This window comes from Janthinobacterium sp. SUN026 (assembly GCF_030397625.1).
In the GTDB taxonomy this organism is placed as follows: domain Bacteria; phylum Pseudomonadota; class Gammaproteobacteria; order Burkholderiales; family Burkholderiaceae_D; genus Janthinobacterium; species Janthinobacterium kumbetense.
On the sequence record NZ_JAPQNU010000001.1, the window covers coordinates 1,319,479 to 1,343,114 of the forward strand.

General features: G+C 65.2%; 21 protein-coding genes. 14 read left to right on the forward strand and 7 right to left on the reverse strand.

What is annotated here, in order from left to right; genetic code table 11:
- Positions 1-14: 14 nt before the first annotated feature.
- From tssB to OX459_RS06025, 11 genes are all read left to right on the forward strand, one after another.
- Complete coding sequence (gene tssB, locus OX459_RS05975) at positions 15-524, forward strand: type VI secretion system contractile sheath small subunit (protein ID WP_289904193.1); 510 nt, start codon at positions 15-17, stop codon at positions 522-524.
- A 1-nt stretch (position 525) separates the two neighbouring features.
- On the forward strand, positions 526-2,025 hold the full coding sequence (gene tssC / locus OX459_RS05980; protein ID WP_077407195.1) for a type VI secretion system contractile sheath large subunit: 1,500 nt from the start codon (positions 526-528) through the stop codon (positions 2,023-2,025).
- A gap of 31 nt (positions 2,026-2,056) precedes the next feature.
- Positions 2,057-2,548, forward strand: coding sequence for a type VI secretion system tube protein Hcp (locus OX459_RS05985; protein ID WP_034750126.1), 492 nt, complete (start codon positions 2,057-2,059; stop codon positions 2,546-2,548).
- 65 nt (positions 2,549-2,613) lie between these two features.
- Positions 2,614-3,090, forward strand: a complete 477-nt coding sequence (tssE, locus tag OX459_RS05990; RefSeq protein ID WP_289904194.1) for a type VI secretion system baseplate subunit TssE — start codon at positions 2,614-2,616, stop codon at positions 3,088-3,090.
- On the forward strand, positions 3,087-5,729 hold the full coding sequence (gene tssH / locus OX459_RS05995; protein ID WP_289904195.1) for a type VI secretion system ATPase TssH: 2,643 nt from the start codon (positions 3,087-3,089) through the stop codon (positions 5,727-5,729). The genes tssE and tssH overlap by 4 nt, the downstream gene beginning before the upstream one ends.
- Positions 5,730-5,749: 20 nt before the next feature.
- Positions 5,750-6,781, forward strand: a complete 1,032-nt coding sequence (gene tssA, locus OX459_RS06000) for a type VI secretion system protein TssA (protein ID WP_289904196.1) — start codon at positions 5,750-5,752, stop codon at positions 6,779-6,781.
- A 33-nt stretch (positions 6,782-6,814) separates the two neighbouring features.
- Positions 6,815-7,615 carry a transporter substrate-binding domain-containing protein gene (locus tag OX459_RS06005; protein WP_289904197.1) on the forward strand — a complete coding sequence of 267 codons (801 nt, stop codon included), beginning with the start codon at positions 6,815-6,817 and terminating at the stop codon, positions 7,613-7,615.
- A gap of 34 nt (positions 7,616-7,649) precedes the next feature.
- Positions 7,650-8,162, forward strand: coding sequence for a lipocalin family protein (locus tag OX459_RS06010; protein WP_289904198.1), 513 nt, complete (start codon positions 7,650-7,652; stop codon positions 8,160-8,162).
- 264 nt (positions 8,163-8,426) lie between these two features.
- Positions 8,427-10,211, forward strand: a complete 1,785-nt coding sequence (locus OX459_RS06015; protein WP_289904200.1) for a methyl-accepting chemotaxis protein — start codon at positions 8,427-8,429, stop codon at positions 10,209-10,211.
- An 85-nt stretch (positions 10,212-10,296) separates the two neighbouring features.
- On the forward strand, positions 10,297-11,004 hold the full coding sequence (locus tag OX459_RS06020; RefSeq protein ID WP_289904201.1) for a tRNA-uridine aminocarboxypropyltransferase: 708 nt from the start codon (positions 10,297-10,299) through the stop codon (positions 11,002-11,004).
- Positions 11,005-11,132: 128 nt separating this feature from the next.
- A complete protein-coding gene (locus OX459_RS06025) occupies positions 11,133-12,275 on the forward strand; it encodes a PA0069 family radical SAM protein (RefSeq protein ID WP_289904822.1) in 1,143 nt (380 codons plus the stop codon).
- Positions 12,276-12,483: 208 nt separating this feature from the next.
- Here the strand turns inward: OX459_RS06025 and OX459_RS06030 are convergent, their stop codons facing one another.
- From OX459_RS06030 to OX459_RS06060, 7 genes are all read right to left on the reverse strand, one after another.
- Complete coding sequence (locus OX459_RS06030) at positions 12,484-12,660, reverse strand: hypothetical protein (protein ID WP_158301208.1); 177 nt, start codon at positions 12,658-12,660, stop codon at positions 12,484-12,486.
- 154 nt (positions 12,661-12,814) lie between these two features.
- Entirely contained in the window at positions 12,815-14,725 is a 1,911-nt protein-coding gene (locus OX459_RS06035; protein WP_289904202.1) for a S8 family serine peptidase, read from the reverse strand.
- A 295-nt stretch (positions 14,726-15,020) separates the two neighbouring features.
- Complete coding sequence (locus OX459_RS06040; protein ID WP_289904203.1) at positions 15,021-15,734, reverse strand: aspartate/glutamate racemase family protein; 714 nt, start codon at positions 15,732-15,734, stop codon at positions 15,021-15,023.
- Positions 15,731-16,951 (reverse strand): DUF917 domain-containing protein, encoded by a 1,221-nt coding sequence (locus tag OX459_RS06045; RefSeq protein ID WP_289904204.1) that lies wholly within the window; start codon positions 16,949-16,951, stop codon positions 15,731-15,733. The genes OX459_RS06040 and OX459_RS06045 overlap by 4 nt, the downstream gene beginning before the upstream one ends.
- Positions 16,926-19,328 (reverse strand): sigma 54-interacting transcriptional regulator, encoded by a 2,403-nt coding sequence (locus OX459_RS06050; RefSeq protein ID WP_289904205.1) that lies wholly within the window; start codon positions 19,326-19,328, stop codon positions 16,926-16,928. Before OX459_RS06050 ends, OX459_RS06045 begins: the two co-directional genes overlap by 26 nt.
- 212 nt (positions 19,329-19,540) lie before the next feature.
- Positions 19,541-20,125, reverse strand: coding sequence for a gamma-glutamylcyclotransferase (locus tag OX459_RS06055; RefSeq protein ID WP_289904823.1), 585 nt, complete (start codon positions 20,123-20,125; stop codon positions 19,541-19,543).
- 53 nt (positions 20,126-20,178) lie between these two features.
- Positions 20,179-21,114 carry a LysR family transcriptional regulator gene (locus tag OX459_RS06060; RefSeq protein WP_077407156.1) on the reverse strand — a complete coding sequence of 312 codons (936 nt, stop codon included), beginning with the start codon at positions 21,112-21,114 and terminating at the stop codon, positions 20,179-20,181.
- Between the two features lie 118 nt (positions 21,115-21,232).
- Between OX459_RS06060 and OX459_RS06065 the strand changes: the two genes are divergently transcribed.
- From OX459_RS06065 to maiA, 3 genes are all read left to right on the forward strand, one after another.
- Positions 21,233-21,766: a VOC family protein gene (locus tag OX459_RS06065; RefSeq protein WP_092710160.1), complete on the forward strand. Its 534-nt coding sequence runs from the start codon at positions 21,233-21,235 to the stop codon at positions 21,764-21,766.
- A gap of 62 nt (positions 21,767-21,828) precedes the next feature.
- Positions 21,829-22,857, forward strand: a complete 1,029-nt coding sequence (locus OX459_RS06070) for a fumarylacetoacetate hydrolase family protein (protein ID WP_289904206.1) — start codon at positions 21,829-21,831, stop codon at positions 22,855-22,857.
- An 11-nt stretch (positions 22,858-22,868) separates the two neighbouring features.
- Positions 22,869-23,519, forward strand: a complete 651-nt coding sequence (maiA, locus tag OX459_RS06075) for a maleylacetoacetate isomerase (protein WP_289904207.1) — start codon at positions 22,869-22,871, stop codon at positions 23,517-23,519.
- Positions 23,520-23,636 lie beyond the last annotated feature (117 nt).

The following is a 23,636-nucleotide window of genomic DNA, read 5'->3' on the forward strand; positions in this document are numbered from 1 at the left end:
GCAAAGGAAGCGACATGCCCAAGTCCGACAGCGTGCAAAAACGCCTGAAGCAGATACGCGCGCCGCGCGTGCAAATGACCTACGACGTCGAAATCGGCGACGCGATTGAAAACAAGGAGCTGCCCTTCGTGGTCGGCGTGCTGGGCGACTTTGGCGGCAATCCGGACAGCGAAAAAAAACGCCTGAAGGACCGCAAGTTCGTCGCCCTCGACCGCGACAACTTCGACGAAGTGCTGGCCGGCGTGGAACCGGTGGCCCGTTTCGCCGTGCCGAACCGCCTCGGCGAGGCGGGCGGCACGTTCGCCGTCGACCTGCACTTCCGCTCGATGGACGACTTCCGCCCGGAATCGGTGGTGCGCCAGGTCGACCCATTGCGCAAGCTGCTCGAGGCGCGCACCAAGCTGGCCGACTTGCGCAACAAGCTGGCCGGCAACGACAAGCTGGAAGACTTGCTGACGGAAGTGCTGAACAACACGGACAGCCTGGCCGCCCTGAAACCGCAGTTCCCAGCGCAGGAGGATTGAGATGAGCGCCCAGGCAGAAGCCCCAGAATCCCTCGCTGTATCCGCTCCCGATGCGCCGGCCGCCACCGACTTGCTGGACCAGATCGTCGAGCAAAGCCGCGTCGCCAAGTCCGGCGCCGAACATGCGCGCGCGCGCGACCTGATCTCGGAACTGGTGGCGCAGGTGCTCGACGGCACGGTGCTGATGTCCAGCAGCCTGTCGGCCACGCTGGACGCGCGCGTGGCGGAAATCGACCGCCTGATTTCCGCCCAGCTCAGCGAAATCATGCACGCGGCGCCGTTCCAGCAGCTCGAACAAAGCTGGACGGGGCTGCGCTACCTGGTCGGCAATTCCGATACGGGCACGCGCCTGCAGATCCGCATGTTCAACGCCACCAAGCGCGAACTGGTGAAGGATTTCCAGGCCGCGCTGGAGTTCGACCAGAGCAGCATGTTCAAGAAGGTCTACGAAGAGGAATTCGGCACCTTCGGCGGCGCGCCGTTCGCCGCGCTGCTGGGCGACTTCGCCATCTCGCGCCAGCCGGAAGACATGTATTTCGTCGAACAGATGTCGCACATCGCCGCCGCCGCGCATGCGCCATTCATCGCCTCGGCCGCGCCGGAACTGTTTGGCCTGGAAAGCTACGGCGACCTGGGCAAGCCGCGCGACCTGGCCAAGGTGTTCGACACCATCGAGTACGCGAAATGGAAAGCGTTCCGCGAATCCGAGGATGCGCGCTATGTGGGCCTGACCTTGCCCCGCTTCCTGGGCCGGTTGCCGTTCAATCCTGTCGACGGCACCACGGTGGAAGGTTTCAATTTTGTCGAGGAAGTCGACGGCAGCGACCATCACAAATACCTGTGGTGTAACGCCGCGTATGCGTTCGGCTGCAAGCTGACGCGCGCCTTTGCCGACTACGGCTGGTGCGCCGCCATCCGCGGCGTGGAGGGCGGCGGCCTGGTGGACGACCTGCCGACCCACACCTTCAAGACGGACGAGGGCGACGTGGCCCTGAAATGCCCGGCCGAAGTGGCGATCACCGACCGCCGCGAAAAGGAATTGAGCGACCTGGGTTTCATCTCGCTGGTGCACTGCAAGAACACGGCGTACGCGGCGTTCTTCGGCGCGCAATCGGCGCAGAAAAGCCGCAAGTACAACAGCGACGCGGCCAACGCGAACGCGGTGCTGTCGTCGCAGCTGCAGTACATCTTCGCCGTCTCGCGCATCGCCCATTACATGAAGGCCATGATGCGCGACAAGATCGGCAGCTTTGCCGCCGCCTCCAACGTGGAGGATTTTTTGAACCGCTGGCTGATGCAGTACGTACTGCTCGACGATAACGCCAGCCAGGAACAGAAGGCGCAGTTCCCCCTGCGCGAAGCGTCCGTGCAGGTGCATGAAGTGCCGGGCCGGCCCGGCGTGTACCGCGCCGTGTCGTTCCTGCGGCCGCACTTCCAGCTCGATGAATTATCCGTTTCGCTCCGACTGGTCGCGGAGTTGCCGAAGTCGACCAATTCCTGATCCACCCCTCTTTCAACCACAGGAGCACACCATGGCAATCGATGTATATCTGCAGATAGACGGCATCAAGGGCGAGTCCACCGATGACAAGCACAAGGACTGGATCGAGTGCAAATCGGTCAGCTGGAGCGTCGAGCAGCCGAAGTCCGCCACCGCGTCGACGGGCGGCGGCCACACGGCCGAACGCTGCGAGCACAAGGACATCGTCATTTCCAAGCTGGCCGACCTGGCCTCGCCGGTGCTGCTGCAGACCTGCTCGGCCGGCAAGACCATTCCCAAGGCGCGCTTCGAATTCATGCGCGCCGACGGCCAGGGCGAGCGCGTCAAGTACTTTGAAATCGAAATCGAGAATGTGCTGATCGGCGCCGTCACGCCGAACGTGGAAGAGGGCGACATCCTCGGTGAACACGTCGGCTTCAAGTTCTCGAAAGTGAAGTGGAAATACACGCAGCAAAAAGTGACGGGTGGCGCCGGCGGCAATACCTCGGGCGGCTGGGACCTGGCCGCGAACCGCGTGGCTTGATCCATCCTCGCGCGGCGCGCGGCGGCCACCTGCGCCCGCGCCGCGCCGACTTTTCAGGAGAGCGCATGGACTGTTATGTACCTGGCCTGTTCGACCGCCTGATGGGCGATGGCGGTGCGGCGGCGGCCGGCGTGGCGCCGCGCCTGTCGCTGGAACAATTGAAGGATGCGGTGGGGCGCGACCTGGAAGAGCTGCTCAATACGCGCGTGGCCCTGCCGCCCGGCGCGCTCGACGCCTATCCGGAATGCGCGGCCTCCATCGTCAACTATGGCTTGATCGATTTCGCCGGCATGTGTTTGTCCAGCAGCGATGACCGCGCCCGCATCTGCGCCGCGCTGAAGGCCGCCATCGAACGCCACGAGCCGCGCCTGCGCAACGTGCGCGCCCGCCTGGAACGGGAAGCGGGCGCCATCAACCGGGTCGGCTTCGTCATCAGCGGCACCCTGGCCGTGAGGTCCGGTGGCGAGACGGTCAATTTCGACGCCGTGCTGCAGCCGTCGTCGCTGCGCTATTCGATCAACCGCAAGGGAGCCGCCGCATGAGCAATAACTTGAAAACCCTGATCGCCAAGCTGAATGATACGGCGCGCACGGCCGCCACCCGCGCCGCCGCCATCTGCGTGGGACTGGGCCAGTATGAAGTCGATATCGAACACCTGTTCCTGGCGCTGCTGGAGCAGGAGCGCAGCGATTTCGTCACCATCGCGCGGCGCAGCGAGATCAGCCTGACGGCGCTGGAGGCGGACCTGCGCCGCGAGATCGGCGGCTTCCGCACGGGCAGCGCGCGCACGCCCGTGTTCTCGCCCCACTTGCCGCTGCTGTTCGAACACGCCTGGCTGATCGCCTCGCTGGACGCGGCGCAGCCGGGTCCCATCCGCAGCCGCCATCTGCTGTTGGCGCTGCTGACGGAGCCGGAACTGTCGCAGCTCGCGTACCGCGGCTCGAAGCTGTTCGCCCGCTTCAGCGTGGAGCAATTGAAGCACCATCCGGACAAGCTGACGGCCGGCTCAGGCGAGGAGGAAAGCGCTGGCGTGCCGCGGCTTTCCGACACCGGAGACGATCCTGTTGCTAGCCTGGCCAGCAAAACCCCGGCGCTGGACCAGTTCACCACCGACCTGACGCAGCTGGCGCGCGACGGCAAGCTCGATCCCGTGATCGGCCGCGAGGCGGAGATACGCCAGGCCGTCGATATCCTGCTGCGCCGGCGCCAGAACAATCCTATTTTGACGGGCGAGGCGGGCGTGGGCAAGACGGCCGTGGTGGAAGGTCTGGCCTTGCGCATCGCCGCCGGCGACGTGCCCGAGGTGCTGCAGGGCGCGCATATCCACGCGCTCGACATGGGCTTGCTGCAGGCCGGCGCCAGCGTGAAGGGAGAATTCGAAAGCCGTTTAAAAAATGTCATCGACGAGGTGACGAAAAGCCCGCACCCCGTCATCCTCTTCATCGACGAGGCGCATACGATGATCGGCGCCGGCGGCCAGGCGGGGCAGAACGATGCGGCCAACCTGCTCAAGCCGGCGCTGGCGCGCGGCGCCCTGCGCACCATCGCCGCCACCACCTGGAGCGAGTACAAGAAGTATTTTGAAAAGGATGCGGCGCTGGCGCGGCGCTTCCAGGTGGTGAAGGTGGAAGAACCCAGCGAAGACATCGCCTGCGCCATGTTGCGCGCCATGGCGCCGCTGATGGAGCGCCATTTCGGCATCCGCGTGCGCGACGCGGCCATCGTCGAAGCGGTGCGCCTGTCGCACCGCTACATCAGCGGGCGCCAGTTGCCCGACAAGGCCATCGGCGTGCTCGATACGGCGTGCGCCAAGGTGGCGCTGGGCCAGCGCGCCACGCCGGCGCAGCTGGAAAACGCGCACCGGCGCCAGGAACGCATCGGCGCGGAAATCGCCGCCCTGGCCCGCGAGGCGGCCGATGGCGAAGTGCCCGATAAAGCCGGCGCCGCGCGCCTGGCGCAGCTGCGGCGCGAGCATGACGAAGGGCAGGCGGCGGTTGCGGCGCTGGCGCAGCGCTGGGAGCGCGAAAAGGCGCTGGTGGCGCAGATCGGCGAGCTGCGCGCGCAGCTGCGCGGCGAGCGGCCGGGCGAGATCGGCGCGGCGCGCCTGCTGGCGCTGAAGGACGAGCTGGCGGCCCTGCAGGGCGACGCGCCGCTGTCGCCGCTGGAAGTCGATGCGCAGGTGGTGGCTGGCATCGTCGCCGCCTGGACCGGCATCCCGCTGGGGAAAATGCTCAAGGACGAAATCCGCACGGTGCTGACCCTGGACGGCGCGCTGCGCGAACGGGTGCTGGGACAGGACCATGTCATCGAGGCCGTGGCGCAGCGCGTGCGCACGGCGCGCGCCAGCCTGGACGACCCGGACAAGCCGCAAGCCGTGTTCCTGTTCACGGGGCCGTCCGGCACGGGCAAGACGGAAACGGCGCTGGCGCTGGCCGACTTGCTGTATGGCGGCGAGCGCAAGCTCATCAGCATCAACATGAGCGAATACCAGGAAGCGCACAGCGTGGCCGGCCTGAAAGGCTCGCCGCCCGGCTATGTCGGCTATGGCGAAGGCGGCGTGCTGACGGAAGCCGTGCGGCGCCAGCCCTACAGCGTGGTGCTGCTCGATGAAGCGGAAAAGGCCCATCCCGACGTGCTGGAACTGTTCTTCCAGGTGTTCGACAAGGGCGTGCTCGACGATGCGGAAGGGCGCGAAGTCGATTTTCGCAACACCATCATCATCGCCACCTCGAACCTGGGGTCGGGCGCGATGATGGCCGCCTGCCTGAACCGGGCGGCGCAGGACTTGCCCACGCCGGCCGCGCTGGAAGAACTGGTGCGACCACAACTGGTGGCGCACTTCAAGCCGGCCTTGCTGGGACGCCTGAAGGTGCTGCCCTTCTATCCCCTGAACGACGCGGTGCTGGCCGAGATCATCGCCCTGAAGCTGGCGCGCATCGGCGCGCGCATCGCGCGCAACCACCAGGCGCAGTTCAGCCATGACGCGGGCCTGGTCGATGTCGTGCTGGCGCGCTGCACCGAGGTCGATTCGGGCGCGCGCAACGTCGACCAGATCCTCAACGGCAGCCTGCTGCCGGCGATCGCCGAAGCGGTGCTGGCGCGCATGGCCGCGGGCGAGCCGGTCGCGTCGATACGCGTCAGCGCGAACAAGCAGGGGCAGTTCAAGTACACGATCCGATAATCCACCTTCCGGAGAGCGCCATGTTCAATCTGGAGCAGTTGCTGCACCCCGTCAGCGCCGTCAGCCCCTGCGGCGACGACCTCACCTTCAGCCAGGAGCTCGACGCCATCGCGCGCGCGCGCCAGCACGACGACCCGAGCCTGGACCAGGGCGAGTGGGTGACGGCGCTGAAGGAAGCCGACTGGCCCTTCGTGGCGACGCGCTGCGAACAGCTGATCGCGGCGCGCAGCAAGGATTTGCGCATGGCCGTGTGGCTGGCCGAGGCGCACGCGAAGACGCGCCATTTCCGTGGCCTGGGCGATGGCTACGCGCTGCTGGCCGGCCTGTGCGAACGTTACTGGGATGGCCTGTACCCGCCGGCGGAAGAGGGCGACCAGGAACAGCGCATCGGCAATGTCTTCTGGCTGCTGTCGCGCACACCGCAGCTGCTGCGCGAGATCCCGCTGACCGAAGGCGCCGACGGCCTGTATTCGCTGCAGGATTTCGATGCGGCGCGCCAGCGCGCGGCCGCCGGCGTAGCGCAGGGCGCGGCGGAGCAGGGCTGGGGCGACGCGCGCCACGACGAAGCGGCAACGCTGGCGCAGATGGAGGCGGCGCGGCAAAGGAACACGCGCGCCTTTTCCGACGGCTTGCTGGCCGATGCGCAGTACTGCATGCAGTCGCTGCTGGCGTTCGAGCGCAGCGTCGATGCGCGTTTCGGCGCCGACGGTCCGAGTTTCCGCGCTGCGCGCGAAGCGCTGGAAAACGCCATTCATTTCATCGCGCCGCTGTCGCCTGGCGCGGATTTTATCGGCGCGCCACCCGCCGCCGGCCAGGCCGCCGGCGAGGGCTGCGGCGCCATCGTGCAGCGCCAGCAGGCGCTGGCCCAGCTGCGCCAGGTGGCCGATTTCTTCCGCCGCACGGAGCCGCACAGTCCCGTCGCCTACCTGGCCGAGAAGGCCGCCAGCTGGGGCGAGCTGCCGCTGCACCTGTGGCTGCGCGCCGTCGTGAAGGATGCGAATACCCTGGCGCAGCTCGACGACATGCTGGGCACGAACAGTGCGAATGGATGATGGCGTCGACCCCTTCCATGCTACTCTTCGGGCATGTCCAGAATGCTCATTTTGCCTGCCGCGCTATGCCTGTTCATCGCCGCCGGCGCGCGGGCCGGCACTGCGGTGCCGCTGGTGATTTACGGCGACGACGACTATCCGCCGTACTCCTACGTTGAAAACGGCCAGCTGAAAGGCATTTATACGGAGATCGTGCGCGAAGCGGCGCAATCGATGCCGCAGTATGCGGTGCAGCTGCGTCCCGTGCCCTGGAAACGGGGCTTGCTGATGCTGCAGACGGGCGAGGCGTTTGCCCTGTATCCGCCGTATTCCTGGCGCAGCGAGCGGCCGTATGTGCGCTACTCCGTGCCGCTGCTGATGGAGCAGCTGGTCGTGCTGTGCAACCAGGACGTGCTGGCCAGGCGCAAGCTGCGGCAATGGCCCGCCGATTACGGCGGCCTGCACATCGGCGTGAACGCCGGTTTCCTGCCGGGCGACGCGGGGTTGATGGCGTCCCTGCGCGCTGAAAAAATCGTGCTCGACCCCGCCAAGGGCACGCGCACGAATTTGCTCAAGCTGATGCGCGGACGCATCGATTGCTATGTCAGCGACCGCCTGTCGGCGCAGTGGGAATTGCAGCGCATCCGGCGCGAGGGGCCGCCGGGCACGCCGATGCAGGCAATCGAGGAAACGGCGCAGCTGGCCAGCCAGCAAGGCCACCTGGGTTTTACGGCGCGCCAGCCTGCCGCCTACCCGTATCGCGATGACTTTATCGAACAATTCAACGCGGCCATCGTGCGCATGCAAAATAGCGGCGCGATCCGCCGCATCGTCGAGCGCGCATTGCAACCCTGACGCTGCCACCCTGATTCACCCGATGGAGAAGACCATGAAAAAATTGCTGTTTCTGAGTGTGCTCGTGCTGGCCGGCTGCGTGGGCCGCCCCGACAATATTGTGCCTGTCAGTCACTTCGACACGACCCGCTATCTGGGCAAATGGTATGAGATCGCGCGCCTCGACCATTCGTTCGAGCGGGGCCTGAGTCATGTGACGGCCGATTACAGCCTGCGCCAAGATGGCGGCCTGAAAGTGCTCAACCGCGGCTACAAGGATGTGGATGCGAAATGGAAGGAAGCGGAAGGCAAGGCGTATTTCGTGGACAAGAAAGACGTGGGCTACCTGAAAGTGTCGTTTTTCGGCCCCTTCTATGGTTCCTACATCGTCTTCGACCTCGACCAGCAAAATTACAGCTATTCCATGATCAGCGGCCCGGACAAGTCGTACTTCTGGCTGTTGTCGCGCACGCCCACCATGGACCCTGCCTTGCAGCAGCGCCTGATCGAGAAAGCCGGCGGCCTGGGTTTTGATACGTCAAAATTGATCTATGTGAAGCAAAACTGACCTTGCTTGCCTGCCGCCCGTTCGTGGCGGAAAAGCGCCTTCTGGTTGTTGCTTTTCTGCATGTTATTTCTTGCAATACCACTCTGATTCACTCACAATCTGCTCCAAAGTAGTGCGCTGCGGCGCGCTGCCATTCCGGTGGCGACGTTCGCGTTGCGCCACCGCTCGTGATTGCCGCACGGCAGATGCCTGCTATATTGGTACGTAGCAGTAGGTCGGTTTCGTGGCGTCTGTGCATCGTTTTCTTCAGATAGGAATCACGCAATGAAAAACCTCAAAATCGGCGTACGTCTCGGTGGCGGTTTTGCCGCCGTCCTGTTCCTGTTGACCAGCCTGACCGTGGTGGGCATCGTGCAGATGCAAAGCGCCAGCAAGGAAACCGATGCGCTCGTCAACGTCAAGGTGCGCAATGAGCGCCTGATCGCCGAGTGGACCAAGGTCATCGAGGTCAACGCGGCGCGCACGGCGGCCGCCTGGAAAGTCAGCGATCCCGAACACCAGAAGCAGTTTGAACAGGAAATGGCGGTCTCGTCTGCACGCGCCACGGAAATCCAGAACGATATCGGCAAGAGCGAGCTGAACACGGACGAGCAGGCGCTGTACCAGGAAGTATTGAGCACGCGCAAGGCCTACACGGAAGTGCGCAAGAATGTGTTCAAGGCCAAGAATGCGGGCGACCTGGAACTGGGCAAGCGCCTGTACGAAGGCGACATGGCCGTCAAGCGCGACATCTACCTGGCGTCGCTGAAGAAGCTGGAATTGCTGGAAGCCAAATTGCTCGATGAAACGGCCGCGCAAATCCGTTCGCGCTACGAAAATGGCCGCATGCTGCTGATCTCGCTGGGCGTGGTGGCCATCTTGCTGGGCATCGCCTGCGCCTACTGGATCACGCGCTCGATCACGCGTCCCATCACGCGTGCCGTCGAGGTGGCGGAAGCCGTTTCCGCTGGCGACCTGACCAGCCATATCGTCGTGGAAAGCCGCGACGAGACGGGGCAATTGATGCATGCGCTGAAAAACATGAACGATAAACTGGTGAGTATCGTGGGCCAGGTGCGCGCCGGTACCGAATCGATCAGCACGGCGTCGAGCGAAATTGCCGCCGGCAACCTGGACTTGTCGTCTCGCACGGAAGAGCAGGCCAGCTCGCTGGAAGAGACGGCGTCGTCCATGGAAGAGCTGACCTCCACCGTGAAACTCAACGCGGACAATGCGCGCAGCGCCAACCAGCTGGCCATTGACGCTTCGCAGATCGCCAGCAAGGGCGGCGTGGTGGTGTCGGAAGTGGTCAGCACCATGGGCTCGATCAACGATTCCTCGCGCAAGATTGTCGACATCATCAGCGTCATCGACGCCATCGCCTTCCAGACGAATATCCTGGCCCTGAACGCGGCCGTGGAAGCGGCCAGGGCCGGTGAACAGGGCCGTGGCTTTGCCGTCGTGGCTTCCGAAGTGCGCAACCTGGCGCAGCGTTCCAGCGCGGCGGCCAAGGAAATCAAGGGCTTGATCGACGATTCCGTGCAAAAGGTCGAGGCCGGTTCGCAACTGGTGGACAAGGCGGGCCGCACCATGGACGAGATCGTGCAAAGCATCAGCCACGTGACGCAGATCATGAACCAGATCACCGACGCGAGCGATGAACAGCGCGCCGGCATCGAACAAGTCAACCAGGCCATCGGCCAGATGGACCAGGTGACGCAGCAAAACGCGGCCCTGGTGGAAGAAGCGGCCGCGGCGGCCGAATCCATGCAGGAACAGGCGGCCAGGCTGGCCGAGGTCGTGGGCGTGTTCAAGCTCGATGCCACGCAGCAATATGCTGCCGCCCGTAGCAGCCCGTCCGTGACGGCGCCTGCGCCAGTAGCGGCTGCCACGCGAGCCGCCATGCGGCCCGCCACGCAGCCTGCCATGCGACGCGCGCCGGCATCCCGCGCGCCAGCACCCGCCGTGGCCGCGACCTCGCCGGACAAGGCGGCGCAAGCGGACGCGGTGCGCGCACGCACGCCGAAGACGCCGGTGGCCTCGGGCGCCGACGAATGGGAAGAGTTTTAAGCACGGATTCTTAAGCGCAGATTCCCCTTGGCATGGCGCGGGCGCTACAATCGCGGCTTGAAGACAGCCGCGAACGCGCTCCGCCATGACCACCCGCCGTACCTCCAGCCCTAGCTCAAATCATCCCGCCAGCCATCCCGCCAGCCCTGCAGCTGCATCGTCTTCCCTGGCTGAACCTGCCAAACGCGCGCGCTGCCCAGCCTGCCTGCGCGCCGTCTCCAGCTGCATCTGCCGCTGGATCGCCCCCGTTTCCCACGCGGTGGAAGTGCTGATCCTGCAGCATCCGCTGGAAGTGCACAATGCCAAGGGCAGTGCCCGCCTGCTGCACTTGAGCCTGCCGAACAGCCGCATGCTGACGGGCGAGCAATTTGCCCCCGATACGCTCGCCGAATTGCTGGCCGACAAGCACAACGTGCTGCTGTACCCGGATACGCCCGGCGACCGTTCGCTGGGCATCGCCCCGCCACCGGCGCTCGACCCAGCCAGCTTGCTCGATCTTGCCCGCGTGCGGCTGGTGGTGCTGGACGCCACGTGGCGCAAGAGCCGCAAGATGCTGTATCTGAATCCCCCGTTGCAACAGCTGCCGCGCCTGCCCCTGCGCGATACGCCCGCATCCCATTACCTGATCCGCAAGGCGCACGCGCCAGACCAGTTATCGACCCTGGAAGCGACGTGCTATGCCCTGATGCAGTTGGAGCAGGACGCGGCCCGCTTCGTTCCCCTGATCGCGGCATTTGACGGCTTTGTCGCACAGCAGTTGAGCTATGTCATGCCGCACGGTGAAAAAGCTTGAAACGGCATCACGCCAGCCCTTGATCTTGCCCGCACAGCGGCATAGTATACTGTACGTATATACAGTTGATGGGGCCGTTCATGAAAGCAATCATTCCAGAGCACGATGACAGCTTCGCCGGGCAAGCCATGTTGCCGCCGCAATCGCTGAAAGCCCACAAGGGCCGCGGCGCCGTGTCGAACCTGCAAGGGCGCTACGAGACACACGCGCGCGGCGCTTTCGATGATGGCTGGAGCGTGGGCGGCCTGGATGAGGCGGCCGGGGAGGCGGCGCCTCCCACCTGGAAGACACAGGTCAGCGACGAGCAGGCGCGCACCATTCTCACCCGCAACGCTTCGCCCGACTTGCCGTTCAATGTTTCCTTGAATCCGTACCGGGGTTGCGAACACGGCTGCATTTATTGCTTTGCCCGCCCCACGCACAGCTATCTGGGCCTGTCGCCGGGGCTGGACTTCGAAAGCCGCATCTACGCCAAGGTGAACGCTCCCGAACTCTTGCGCCGCGAACTGGCCAAGCCCTCGTATGTGCCCGAACCGATCGCCCTGGGCGTGAACACGGATGCGTATCAGCCGTGCGAGCGCGAACGGCAACTGACGCGGCGCGTGCTGGAAGTGCTGCACGAGTGCGACCACCCCGTGGCGCTGATCACGAAATCGTCGCTGATCGAGCGCGATATCGACATTCTGGCGCCGATGGCGGCCAGGCGCCTGGCCGCCGTGGCCGTCACTGTCACCACGCTCGACCCGGCCATCGCGCGCACCCTGGAACCGCGCGCGGCCGCTCCGGCGCGGCGGCTGCGCACCATCCGCACCCTGACGGAGGCGGGCATCCCCGTGGGCGTGAGCATCGCGCCCATCATCCCGTTCGTGACGGAACCGGAAATCGAGCAGTTGCTCGAAGCCGTGCGCGACGCGGGCGCCATCCACGCCCATTACGTGGTGCTGCGCCTGCCGTGGGAAGTGAGCCCGCTGTTCCAGCAATGGCTGGAAGCGCACTTCCCGGAACGTGCCCAGCGCGTGATGAACCGGGTGCGCGAAATGCGTGGCGGCAAGGATTACGACAGCGCGTTCGGCGCGCGCATGCGGGGCGAAGGCGTGTGGGCTGACCTCATCCGCCAGCGCTTTGAAAAGGCCGTGCACCGGCTGGGCTTGCACGGCAAGGGCGGCCGCTTCAAGCAGCTCGATTGCACGCAGTTCCGCCGGCCGCTGGTGGTGCCGCCGCTGGGCGCAAAAGTAAAAAAAGGTAATGCGGGGCAGCTGGATTTGTTTTAGCGCAAGCAGTGCGGGGCGCGCGCTTGTGCGTTGACAAGGGCACGCGCAAGGGCATGCGTACTGCGCGAAACAGGCGGGCTTGGTGGCGAGTCGCATCGCCGTCCTGCGTCCGTCGTGGGGGATGCCGGCAGGGGGAGCGGGCGACGAGAAACTCATCGCCCGCAGGCATGCCGGGCTTAGCCGGAACGGCTCGATCTTGCTGGCTTGATCAGCAAACGGTGGCGTTGCAAGCCATCAGGCAGAGTTGCTGTGCGGTGCCGCTCAAGGCGCCGCAAGCCGCTTTGCACAGGGTGCAGGTAATGCCGGAAGGGGCGACACCCTGGCTGATGGCGGAGATGCTGGGGCTGCGTTGTACGGCTTTGGCTTGCAATGGCAGATTGTTCATTTTAAAACTCCTTGTGGTGGCGCCGCCGCGGGCAACGGCAATGGGTGTGCGTACCGAAGTACGGTGCTGATCGTTTCCCGCCAACGACCGTATGCTGAAGCGCGTGCACGCATTGCTGCGCCCACGAGCCCCGACAATTCAAATGCTGTTGACGTCAGCGTTGCGACCAGTAGCGCACTGCGCCGACGCTGACCGGTATCACATCGCTGACGTCGACGGCGAAACGGGCGACCGTGTTGGCTACCTGCAGGTTTTCCGGGTTGAAGAAGGTCATGATGATGTCGTAGCACTCGGAGCCCGGGCGGCACACGGGACTCTGTTGCACGACGATGGTATCGAGCTGCATGCCCGTGGTCTTGGCCAGCATTTCCGCCGCTTGCATGGCATTCGTGGCCGAGAAGTTGAGCGCGCGGTCCATGCCCGTGACGCCCAGGTTGCGGAAGTCGTAATAGATGCGGTTCAGGAAGTTTTCCAGGCGCGCGCCCGTGTTGCTGCTGTTGATGTCCAGGCTGTCCTGCACCGCCATCAGGCTGTCGATCAGCTGCGGCACATTCCAGCTGAACATGCCCCGGATGGCCGGCTGGATCACGGGAACGACCTGGCCGGACATCAGCCTGGCGGCGCCCGAGATTACGCCTGGAAACGAATTCATTACGACGAGGCCATCGATGGTGCCGACATAGGCCTCGAACAGCAGTTCATAGGTCATGTCGGCATACGGACCGACGGGGACGACCGCGTAAATCGGCGTGGCGTCCAGGTTGACGGTCCAGGTCAGCGATTGGCGGAAATATGGCTTTGCGCGCAGAAATTCGATCAATTGCTGCGGATCGCTCGGATTGTCCCTGCCTGGCGGCATGGCCTGGACGAAGGAATCGCGGCGCGCTTCGCTGCCGAAGTCGATGCCCAGGTTGCCCAGCGCATACACCAGGGTCGGGCCCTTGGCGCTGCCGCCGCAGCCGCAATCGGAGGCATCGATGCCGGAAGCGGCGATGCCTTGCCGCGTCGCGCCGGAAGGGCCCGCAAGGTTGGCCAGGGAGGGGGTTTCCAGCATGGGAATGCTGAGCGGATGCGCCTGCGCGGAAGTGTCGGCATTGGCTGGGCTCGCTTCAATCACAGTATCGTCTGACATTTCAATTTTCCCTTTTAATAATAGTTGAGTGGCGCCCGGCACATTCAATGTCCCAGTCAGGAGGCGGCGACAGTCCAGCTCGCCATTGGTGTTGCAACGCGTTGCGCTTTGCAGCAATGCGCTGCAAACTCCACGAGGGTCAGGACGATCCCCATGTTGGTGTTGCCGGCATAGCAGCAAGGCTGCGATGGCCGAGACGATCGGGGTGGCAAAGCTGGTGCCGCTGCTGAGCCGCACGCGCCCTGCGGGCGCGGCGCCGAGGATGTCGGTGCCGGGCGCCATGATGCCGCGCGCGCGATAGGCTTCGCCCCAGTTGCTGTTGGGCATGGGCGCGCCTTGCCGGTCCAGTGCGCCGACGACCAGCGTGTATTTGATGGAGGCGGGGATGTGCAGGCAATCGCAGCCGTCATTGCCCGCCGCGGCGATCAGCAGGACGTTGCGTTCATGGCACAGCTGTATGGCTTTTTGCAGCAGGCCATCGGCGGTGCCGCTGTCGGACAGTTCGCCGCCGCTGACATTGATGATGTGCGCGCCGTGCTCGACGGCCTGGGTGATGGCGCGGGCCAGGTCGAGCTGCGTGCATTGCGTCAGTGCGCCGTCGGCGCGGTCGGCAAAGATGGGCAGGATCAAGCCCCGACAATGGGGGGCCAGGCCCGTGACGGGACTGCCCGGCTGGCCAAAGATGATGCTGGCGACATGGGTGCCGTGTTGCGATGCCCGGCCGCTGCCGCTGGCACCCGTGGCGAGCGTGTCGAGCAGTTGCAGCCTGGCGCCGGCAAAGCAAGGGTGGCTGGTATCGACGGGACCGTCGAGCACGGCGATGCAGATGTCGGCACAGCCGGTGTTGCCATCTTGCAAGGCAGCCAGGCCGTGCAGCAAGCCATGATTGGCCAGGCTGTCGTGGGTGGTGGATACTTCCATGGTCGTCGGCACGCGGTGCTCCTTGCTGGGTCCTGGAGGGCGGGCGGCGCACCGCTTGAGGTGCTCCGCCCGCCTGCTGCGGCGCCTGCTGCTCCAGCGCCGATAGCATGATCTTTAGCAAGGGGCGTGCCAGAAGGCCAAGTGCTTGATTTTTAAAGGATGGGGCGGATTTGCATTGTCGTGCTGCAATAATGTTGGCGGATATCGTCCACCCTTGTTGAGCGGGATGGACGAAAACGGCAGGCGGCAAGGACGGGGAGGGGGCGCCCGGGACACGGCATGGCGTGTCCCGGGCGCGTGCGGCGGTTCAGCTATCCTTGCTGTAGCAGGCGCGGCTGGGCCGCAGGCGCATGCGCACGAGGGACACCAGGAAGCTGAAGCCTGCCTGGTTCGGATCGATGACCGGCACATAGGTGTGCAGCGCGTCTTCCAGCAGCGCGCTGACGCGCGCGGCGACGCCGACAAAGCCTGTACAGCCCAGCAGGATGGACTGGGCGCCGTCTTCCTGTATGGCCAGCATGGCGGCCTTGAAGGTTTTTTCGACCACCTTGTCCAGCTGGCCGAGGTCGGCGACGGGACAGTCGATGGAGCGGATGGAGGCGAAGCTGTCCTGCAAGCCGTAGGCCTGCATGTGACCCTGCTGCATGGCGAGCGTGCTGGGCAGTATCGTCATGATCGACAGGCGCTGGCTGAGGGCCAGCGCGGTAAAGGCGGCGGGCGGGAAGCCGCCCAGGATGGGGATGTCGATCACTTCGCGCGCTGCCTCCACGCCGCACATGTCGAAGTCGCTGAGCCAGATGCCGTCATAGCCTTCGCGTTCGATTTCCCTGGCCAGCTGCACCACCGGATAGCCGTTTTGCAGCCAGTCGACGCGGTATTCGATGCAGTCGTTCCCAGTAGAAATATTGCGCACGGACACTTCGACATCGGGCGGCATCACGGGCTCGATGGCGTCGAGCAGGCGCTGGTTGTAGATGGACGTGGCCACCGGCGCCACGATGCAGATGCGCAGCGGCTTCATGCGGCGCTCCCTGCCGCTGCGCCGGCGTTGCCAGTGAGCGGCACGTAGGGTCCCAGGTAGCCGATGGCGTTGATCAGTTGCATGAAGCTGTCGAGTATCAGTCCATTCCGTTCCCGCAATGCCGGATGGGCTTGCAAGCCCAGCAGCGTCACCTTGCGCTGCATCAAGGCCGGGTTGAGCGTGCCGTCCGGCAGCAGCAAGTCGCCATTCGAATACACGGCCTGGCCATCGCCCTCGACAAAGTAACTGATGGTGTCGGGCGCCATGCAGAGGGGCGTGCTGCGGCTGCTGTCCCAGGCCAGCAGCGATTCGTTCTGGTACAGGACCGTGCAAAGCCGCTCACCCGCGCGGATGGTGATCTTGCCCAGGTCGAAGCCATTGCGCGAGTCGACTTCGGCGGCGACGAACGTTCCCTGTGGAAACAATGGCCAGGCGCGCATGTCGCATTGCCGCGCAAGATAATCGACCACTTCCTCCGCGCTGCGCAAGCGGCCTGCCTGCAGTTCGCGGCCCAGGCGCAGTGCGCGTCCCAGGGTGCCGCGTACGGGCAGCGCCCGGGCCAGCTCCGCCGGCGCCATGATCCACATGGCCAGGCCGCCGAACTGCTTGAAATCGGCCTGCGAAACGATGGGGCGCATCATCTGGTCGATGATCGTTGCTACGTCTTGCTGGTGGGCATGGGCGCCGTTCACGCCCTGGCTCGGCTGGACGTCGAGTTCCACGCGCAGCCCCGCCTGGCTGACGAGGAAGGCGGGGCGCGGATTGATGTGCGCGGCCGCATACGTCAGCTGGGGCAGCGAGGGAACGGCGCGGCCGGCCCCGTCGGCGTCGATCACGGCCAGGCCCAGGCGGGCGGCGACCAGGCAGGCGACGAGAAACCCCAGCGCGCCGCTCTCGGGCGGCGCCAGGTAGGCCAAGGTGCGATTTTCCAGCGCCAGGCGCTCCCTGACGGCGAGCACGGCGTCGACGGGGCCCTGCGGAAAATGGGCGCCATTGATCGCCACGGGCGAACCCAGGTAAGCCACCATGACCGTTTCGCCAGCGGTGGCTTCGTCGACGCCGACCACGCGCACCTGGGCGTCCGGATAATAATCGCCGGCGTGGAACTGGGCCAGCAGGCTGCGCGCGGAAGCGAGCGTGCCGCCGCCACCGCTGCCGAAGAAGCAGGCGCCCAGCAACAGCGATTCAAGGTCATCGTGGTTCAGCACATAGGTCATGTTGCGGGTCCTCAGGTTGGCATGGCATGGAAATGGTTTGCGCCAGGACGGCCTGCAACTGCAGCGCCTGGGCAAACCGGGGAAAAGCCGTGTCGCGTTCCACGCCGCGCAAGGCGCGCGTGAGGTGATCGAGTGCTTCGTGCCGGCGGCCGCGCTGCAGCAGCAGTTGCGCCAGGCGGGTCGCCACCAGCAGGCTGCCGGCCGCGGCGCCCAGCGCCTTGGCGGTCGACAGCGCACTGCCCAGTTCGCGTTCCGCGTTGTCCAGGTCGCCCACCGCGATCCACGTCCGGGCATGCATGTCGAGCAATTCGACCAGGTAGGCCCGTTCGCCATGTTCCAGCGCCAGTTCGATGGCGCCGTGCAGCAATTGCCGGGCTTGCGATGGCTGGCCTGCCGACAGCAGCAGTTCGCCCCGCTTCCAGGCCTGGAATGAATGGAAGAGCATGCCGCCTTCGCACAGCATGTATTGCTGGTAGCCGTCGGCGATGCGCTGTTCGGTCTGCGCATGGATGTTGCCTGTTGCCAATGCGCAGGCATGGAATATCTGCCCCACCCCCAGGTAGAATTGATAGCCGTATTCGCTGGCGACGGTTTGCAGGTCCGCCGCCAGGCTTGCCAGCCGGACCCAGTCCTCGAACATGCAGGCCAGCCATGCGGCGCCTTGCAGCGCGATGGCGCGGTGGAAGGGGTGCGGGTTGTCGGCGCCGCCGCGCAACGCCAGGTGTTCCATCACCGCGCGCGCGCGCCGGAAGGCGCCGCTCTGGAAGCAGGACAGGCCTTCGAAAGTGCTCGACAGCGCGGCGATGTCCAGGCCCTGTCCCCCCGTGTCGGCCGCTGCCGCGCCGCACAGCAGGTGTCCGCGCGCCAGGCAGGCCAGCGTCTCGCGGTAGTCGCCGAGCCAGAACAGCGTGTTGGCCAGGGCCAGGTGGGCCTGCGACAGCAAATCCGTGTCGCCTATCGCTTGCGCCCGCTGCAGCATGTCTTGCGCCGTTGCCCGCGCCGCCACCAGGTCCAGCGCCATCAGTTGCGAGCTCCAGATGCCGAACCGCAGGGCGGTGATTTCCACCTCGTCGCCCAGCGCCGCCGCTTCCTGCAATGCCTGCTGGTAGCAGGCGAGCGCTTCGGCGCTTTGCCAGCCGCTGATGCCGCGGTGCGAAATCGCCAGCCAGCGGTGCAGGTCGCAGCTCAGGCGGCGCGCGGTGCAGGGATGCGCATCGGCGGCCAGCAAGGTGAGGCCGCGGCGCAACACTTCGATGGCTTCCTTGAAGCGGGCCGCCTCGATCAGCGCGCGTCCCTCCAGCAGGCAGACGCGGGCGAAATTGCTGCGCTCCTCGTCGCCATGCACGCGGCGTTCGATGACCTTGCGGTTGATGCCCAGGTGGCGGGCCGCGGTCGTCTTGTTGCCATCGGCAAGGCGCATCGCATAGTCGATCAGCAATTGTTCGGCGGCCGCCAGCTTGTCGTCTCCGTCCAGCCGCATGAGGGCTTCCGCCAGCAGCGTGTGATCGGCGTCCTGCGGCTTGCCCGCCGACAGGAAGGCTTCCAGGCTGTGGGCATCGATCAGCGCCGATTCGGCCAGTATCGACAGCCGTTCCACCAGGTTGCGCAGTTCGCGGATATGTCCGGGCCAGGCATGCCGGCCCAGGCGTTCCATGGCGGTGGCGGTAAAGCGGATGGGGCGCTTTTGCTGCCCGGCAAAGTGCGCGGCGAGGGCGGCGACGTCGCCGCGGCGCTGGTCCAGGCCCGGCACGTCGAGTTTCAATACGGCCAGCCGGTAATACAAGTCTTCGCGGAAACGGCCCGCCTGCACCATCGCGGCCAGGTCGCAATGGGTGGCGGCCACGATGCGGCCGTTGAACGGCTGCGTATCGCCGCCGCCCAGCGGCCGGAAACAGCGCGATTCGAGCACGCGCAGCAGCTTGCTCTGTACCGCCAGCGGCAATTCGCCGATTTCATCGAGAAACAGCGTGCCTTGTCCCGCCTGGGCGAAAAAACCGGCGCGGCTGCTCAGCGCTCCCGTAAACGCCCCCTTGGTATGGCCGAAGAGTTCGGCGTCGATCAGGTGTTCCGGCAGGGCGCCGCAGTTGAGATCGACAAAGGGCGCGCTGGGATCGCCGCTTTGCCGGTGCACGAGCTGGGCGATGATTTCCTTGCCGGAACCGGTGGGACCGCTGATGAGCACCGTGCAGCGGGTCGGCGCCACGGCGTCGACCATGCGCAGCAGGCGCTGGAAGATGGGGGAGCTGCCAATGACGTTCAGCCCACCCCCGAGGCTGGCGCGGTGCAGGGGGGCTTGCACAGGAGCAATGGTGCCCGTCCCGGGCAGAACGTAATGCGGCTGCCTGCCATGCTGTTGCAGCATAGACCTGTCGGACATGGTCGTCTCGCTCCGATGAATTCGCTCCGATCGTGCAGGGCCATCATTTTTGTTTTGCCCCGCTGCCTCCTGACGCGTGCCATTGCCCTACTCGGGCATAAAGGAATCGCGCGTTCCGATTATGGGCGTTAATGAAACGGCGATAGTCGCCAATTGTCACAATAAAAAGATTTTCATCGCTTGCATCATGCAAGCCGGCGGCCCGCTGCAGCTCACTGCGCGGCAGGCGGCGCATCCTTCAATTGCGCCAGATGTTGCTCGATGGCAAAGACGTGCGGATCGCTCTTGCCCAGCTCGCGCAGGGCGCTGGCCAGGTGCAGCAGGTAGTCGCTGTTCGGGCCGCTGGGGCCGCTTGATCGGGCGATCTGGCGCGCGATGTCCAGTTCCGGCGCGGCGCCGAGGAAGGCGGCGTTTTCCTCGTTGGCGATGTACACCAGGCCTTCGGCCTTGCTGCCGTCGTCGAAGGTGATCTCGGTGGCCAGGCGCAGGTAGCCGTTCTTTTCGCGGTGGTCGAGGTGGGCGAAGACTTCGGGCGTGATCAGGTAGGCCATGCCGTCGCACACGGCGCCCGCCTGCGGCACGATGGTGGCGACGCGGCCCGGCGCCATCGGCGTGCCCCGGTGGTCGTGCGAACCTTGCCAGAAGCGCCGCGTCCAGCCGGCGATGCTGGCGGGCCGCCGTTCGAGGTAGGGAAAATCGGCCTTGTAGATCAGCGAGCCATAGCCGAACAGCCAGACCTGCGCATGGCCGTCGAATGTGGTCATGCGCTGGTTGATGGCGATGGTGGCGGCGTCGATGGCGGACAGGTCGGGCTGGGTCATGGTGCGGGCGGTGAGGGGGCGATGCGCGATTATAAAACGGCGCCAGCCGGGCCGCCCGCTCCCACGTTCCACTCGTGCGTCTCGACAAAGCGGAACAGGAAGGCCATGAAGCTTTCGGCCGCCGGCGACAGCGAACGGCCCGTCTTCGTGTAGACGAAAAAGCGCCGCGTCAGTTCCGGTTCGTGCAGGGCGCGCATGTGCAAATTGTATAGTTTGACCATCGGCTCCGCGTACGGCAGGCACACCGTGATGCCCAGGTTGGCGCTGACCATGGCCAGCGCCGTCGTCATGAAGGTCACTTCATTGTAGGGATTGAGCGACAGCTCGCGAAACGCGCCGTGCATGTCGCGCAGCAGGCGTTCCGTGAACTGGCCCTGCAGCGAAATGAATGGGTAGTCGCCCACGTCGGCCCAGGTGACGCGTTCTTTCTGCCGCAGCGGATGCTGCTCGGGGTAGACCAGCACGAAGGGCATTTCGAACAGCACCTGCGCGGCGATTTCCGCCGTCGGATCGCGCTCGGGGCCGATGCCGAAATCGACTTCGCCGCTGAACACGCGCGCCGAGACATTCTCCACGGGGCAGTCGACCAGGCGCAGCTGCACGTCCGGGTGCGCCTGGCGGTAGGCGGCGATCACTTCCGGCAGCAGGGTGCACGCCATCATCTGCGGCGCGGCGATGCGCACCATGCCCGTTTTCAGGGCCTTGCGCTGGGCGATGCCGGCCATGGCGCCGTCGAGGTCCTCGATCATCTTCTCGAACAGCGGATACAGCTCGCGGCCGATTTCCGACAGCTGCGTCTTGCGCGTGCTGCGCTCGACCACGCGCACGCCCAGCACGCTTTCCAGTTCCTTGATCAAGCCGCTCAAGGCGGACTGCGTCACGTGCAGGTATTCGGCGGCCAGGGTAAAACTGCCCGTCTTGGCCAGCGCCACGAAGGCGCGCATCTGTCGCAGGCTGGGACTCATAAGATAATCCGATAAATCGATGGTTAAAAATTGTTTGTATGATAGCTGTAACTGGATTCTAATGGTGAAAAGCTGAAAAACATCGCGCCCAGGGCGCCATCCATCGGAGACAGACCGCATGAAAATCAAGCAGATCCACCACGTCGCCTACCGCTGCATCGACGCGAAGAAAACCGTCGAGTGGTACGTCAAGCATTTGAACATGAATTTCGTCCTCGCCATCGCGGAAGACCTGGTGCCGTCGACCAAGGCGCCGGACCCGTACATGCACGTGTTCCTCGACGCGGGCCAGGGCAATGTGCTGGCCTTCTTCGAGCTGCCCACGCAGCCGCCGATGGACCGCGACCGCAATACCCCGGCCTGGGTGCAGCACCTGGCGCTGGAAGTGGGCAGCATGGAAGAACTGCTGGCCGCCAAGGAGCGCCTGGTGGCCGGCGGCATTGAGGTGCTGGGCCCCGTCAACCACGCCATCTTCCAGTCGATCTATTTCTTCGACCCCAACGGCCACCGCCTGGAGCTGGCGGCCAACGTGGGCACGCCGGAAATGATGGCCAAACTGGACGCCGTCAAATGGGAAATGCTGGAAGAATGGTCGCAGACGCGCCGCGCACCGAAGCACGCCGCCTGGATGCATGCGCCGGCCGACGCCTGAACGCAGCAGATTGACTGCTGCAGACCGACACTCTCTGACCAATACACCGAACCAGGAATACCATGAAACTCGCAACCCTGAAAAACGGCAGCCGCGACGGCGCCTTGATCCTCGTCAGCCGCGACCTGCGCCAGTACCAGCGCGTGGCCGCCATCGCCCCCACCCTGCAGGCGGCGCTCGACAACTGGGACGCCGTCGCGCCCAAGCTGGAACAGGCGTACGCCAATCTGAACGCGGGCCAGGCGCCGGACGCGCAGCCGTTTGATGCAAATCAGTGCCACTCGCCGCTGCCGCGCGCCTACCAGTGGGCCGACGGTTCCGCCTACATCAACCACGTGGAACTGGTGCGCAAGGCGCGCAACGCGGAAGTGCCGGCCTCGTTCTACACGGACCCGCTGATGTACCAGGGCGGCTCGGACAGCTTCATCGGCCCGCGCGACCCCATCTTCGCCCTGTCCGAAGAGTGGGGCATCGACCTGGAAGCGGAAGTGGCGGTGATCATGGGCGACGTGGCCATGGGCGCCGGCGCGGATGACGCGGCGAAGGCGATTCGCCTGGTCATGCTGGTCAACGATGTCTCGCTGCGCAACCTGATTCCGGGCGAACTGGCCAAGGGTTTCGGTTTCTTCCAGTCGAAGGCGGCCAGCGCGTTTTCGCCCGTCGCCGTCACGCCCGATGAACTGGGCGCGGCCTGGGCGGACAGCAAGCTGCATTTGCCGCTGCTGGTGGACCTGAACGACAAGCCGTTCGGCAAGCCGAATGCGGGCGAAGACATGACCTTCAATTTTGCGCAACTGGTCGCCCATGCGGCGAAGACGCGCGAACTGGGCGCCGGCACTATCGTTGGCTCGGGCACCGTGTCGAACAAGCAGGGCAACCTGTTTGGCTCCAGCATCGAGAACGGCGGCGTCGGTTACTGCTGCCTGGCCGAAGTGCGCATGTATGAAACCATCGAACACGGCGCGCCAAAGACGGCGTACCTGAAGTTCGGCGACACGGTGCGCATCGAGATGCGCGACGCGGCCGGCGCCAGCATCTTCGGCAGCATCGAGCAGACCGTGGCCCTGTACGCTGGCGCCACGCGCGCCTGAGGAGGCCGCCCGTGAAGCTGTACACCTACTTTCGCAGTTCGGCCGCCTACCGCGTGCGCATCGCCTTGAATCTCAAGGGCATCGCTTACGACAGCATCCCCGTGCATCTGCTGCAGGATGGCGGCCAGCAGCTGCTGCCGGCCTACCGCGCCGTCAACCCGTCGGCGCTGGTGCCGGCCCTCGACGACGACGGCGCCATCCTGACGCAGTCGCTGGCCATGCTCGAGTATCTGGAAGAGACGCGCCCTGGCGTGCCCTTGCTGCCGGCGGACCCGCTGGAACGGGCGCGCGTGCGCGCGCTGGCGCTGGCCATCGCTTGCGACGCCCATCCGTTGACGAACCTGCGCGTCCTGAAATACCTGAAAGGGACGCTTGGGCTGTCGGACGAGGTCAAGCAGGAGTGGTACCGCCACTGGATGGCCGAAGGGCTGGCGGCCGTGGAAGCGCTGCTGGCGCAGGGCGATCCTGCCGGCACGGGGCTGTTCTGTCATGGCGACAGCCCAACGATGGCCGATTGCTGCCTGGTGCCGCAGGTGTTCAATGCGCTGCGCTTTGCCATCGACCTGGCGCCGTATCCGCGCGTGGTGCGCATCCATGCGCATTGCGCCGGCTTGCCAGCCTTTATTGCGGCGCACCCGTCGCAGCAGCCTGACGCCGAATAGCAACACACGGCGCGGTGCGGGAAGCCCCGTCTGGCAACAGGCGGGGTTTTTTTATGCGTGCTTGATTTTGATCAGTCAATGCCATCTTGCCGGTGCGCTACAATTTGCGTTTGCCCA

Excerpts from the sequence above, each read along its gene's own strand:
- tssB (WP_289904193.1), top strand. The coding sequence starts at position 15 with ATGCCCAAGTCCGACAGCGTGCAAAAACGCCTGAAGCAGATACGCGCG.
- tssC (WP_077407195.1), top strand. The coding sequence starts at position 526 with ATGAGCGCCCAGGCAGAAGCCCCAGAATCCCTCGCTGTATCCGCTCCC.
- OX459_RS05985 (WP_034750126.1), top strand. The coding sequence starts at position 2,057 with ATGGCAATCGATGTATATCTGCAGATAGACGGCATCAAGGGCGAGTCC.
- tssE (WP_289904194.1), top strand. The coding sequence starts at position 2,614 with ATGGACTGTTATGTACCTGGCCTGTTCGACCGCCTGATGGGCGATGGC.
- tssH (WP_289904195.1), top strand. The coding sequence starts at position 3,087 with ATGAGCAATAACTTGAAAACCCTGATCGCCAAGCTGAATGATACGGCG.
- tssA (WP_289904196.1), top strand. The coding sequence starts at position 5,750 with ATGTTCAATCTGGAGCAGTTGCTGCACCCCGTCAGCGCCGTCAGCCCC.
- OX459_RS06005 (WP_289904197.1), top strand. The coding sequence starts at position 6,815 with ATGTCCAGAATGCTCATTTTGCCTGCCGCGCTATGCCTGTTCATCGCC.
- OX459_RS06010 (WP_289904198.1), top strand. The coding sequence starts at position 7,650 with ATGAAAAAATTGCTGTTTCTGAGTGTGCTCGTGCTGGCCGGCTGCGTG.
- OX459_RS06015 (WP_289904200.1), top strand. The coding sequence starts at position 8,427 with ATGAAAAACCTCAAAATCGGCGTACGTCTCGGTGGCGGTTTTGCCGCC.
- OX459_RS06020 (WP_289904201.1), top strand. The coding sequence starts at position 10,297 with ATGACCACCCGCCGTACCTCCAGCCCTAGCTCAAATCATCCCGCCAGC.
- OX459_RS06025 (WP_289904822.1), top strand. The coding sequence starts at position 11,133 with ATGTTGCCGCCGCAATCGCTGAAAGCCCACAAGGGCCGCGGCGCCGTG.
- OX459_RS06030 (WP_158301208.1), bottom strand. The coding sequence starts at position 12,660 with ATGAACAATCTGCCATTGCAAGCCAAAGCCGTACAACGCAGCCCCAGC.
- OX459_RS06040 (WP_289904203.1), bottom strand. The coding sequence starts at position 15,734 with ATGAAGCCGCTGCGCATCTGCATCGTGGCGCCGGTGGCCACGTCCATC.
- OX459_RS06045 (WP_289904204.1), bottom strand. The coding sequence starts at position 16,951 with ATGACCTATGTGCTGAACCACGATGACCTTGAATCGCTGTTGCTGGGC.
- OX459_RS06050 (WP_289904205.1), bottom strand. The coding sequence starts at position 19,328 with ATGTCCGACAGGTCTATGCTGCAACAGCATGGCAGGCAGCCGCATTAC.
- OX459_RS06060 (WP_077407156.1), bottom strand. The coding sequence starts at position 21,114 with ATGAGTCCCAGCCTGCGACAGATGCGCGCCTTCGTGGCGCTGGCCAAG.
- OX459_RS06065 (WP_092710160.1), top strand. The coding sequence starts at position 21,233 with ATGAAAATCAAGCAGATCCACCACGTCGCCTACCGCTGCATCGACGCG.
- OX459_RS06070 (WP_289904206.1), top strand. The coding sequence starts at position 21,829 with ATGAAACTCGCAACCCTGAAAAACGGCAGCCGCGACGGCGCCTTGATC.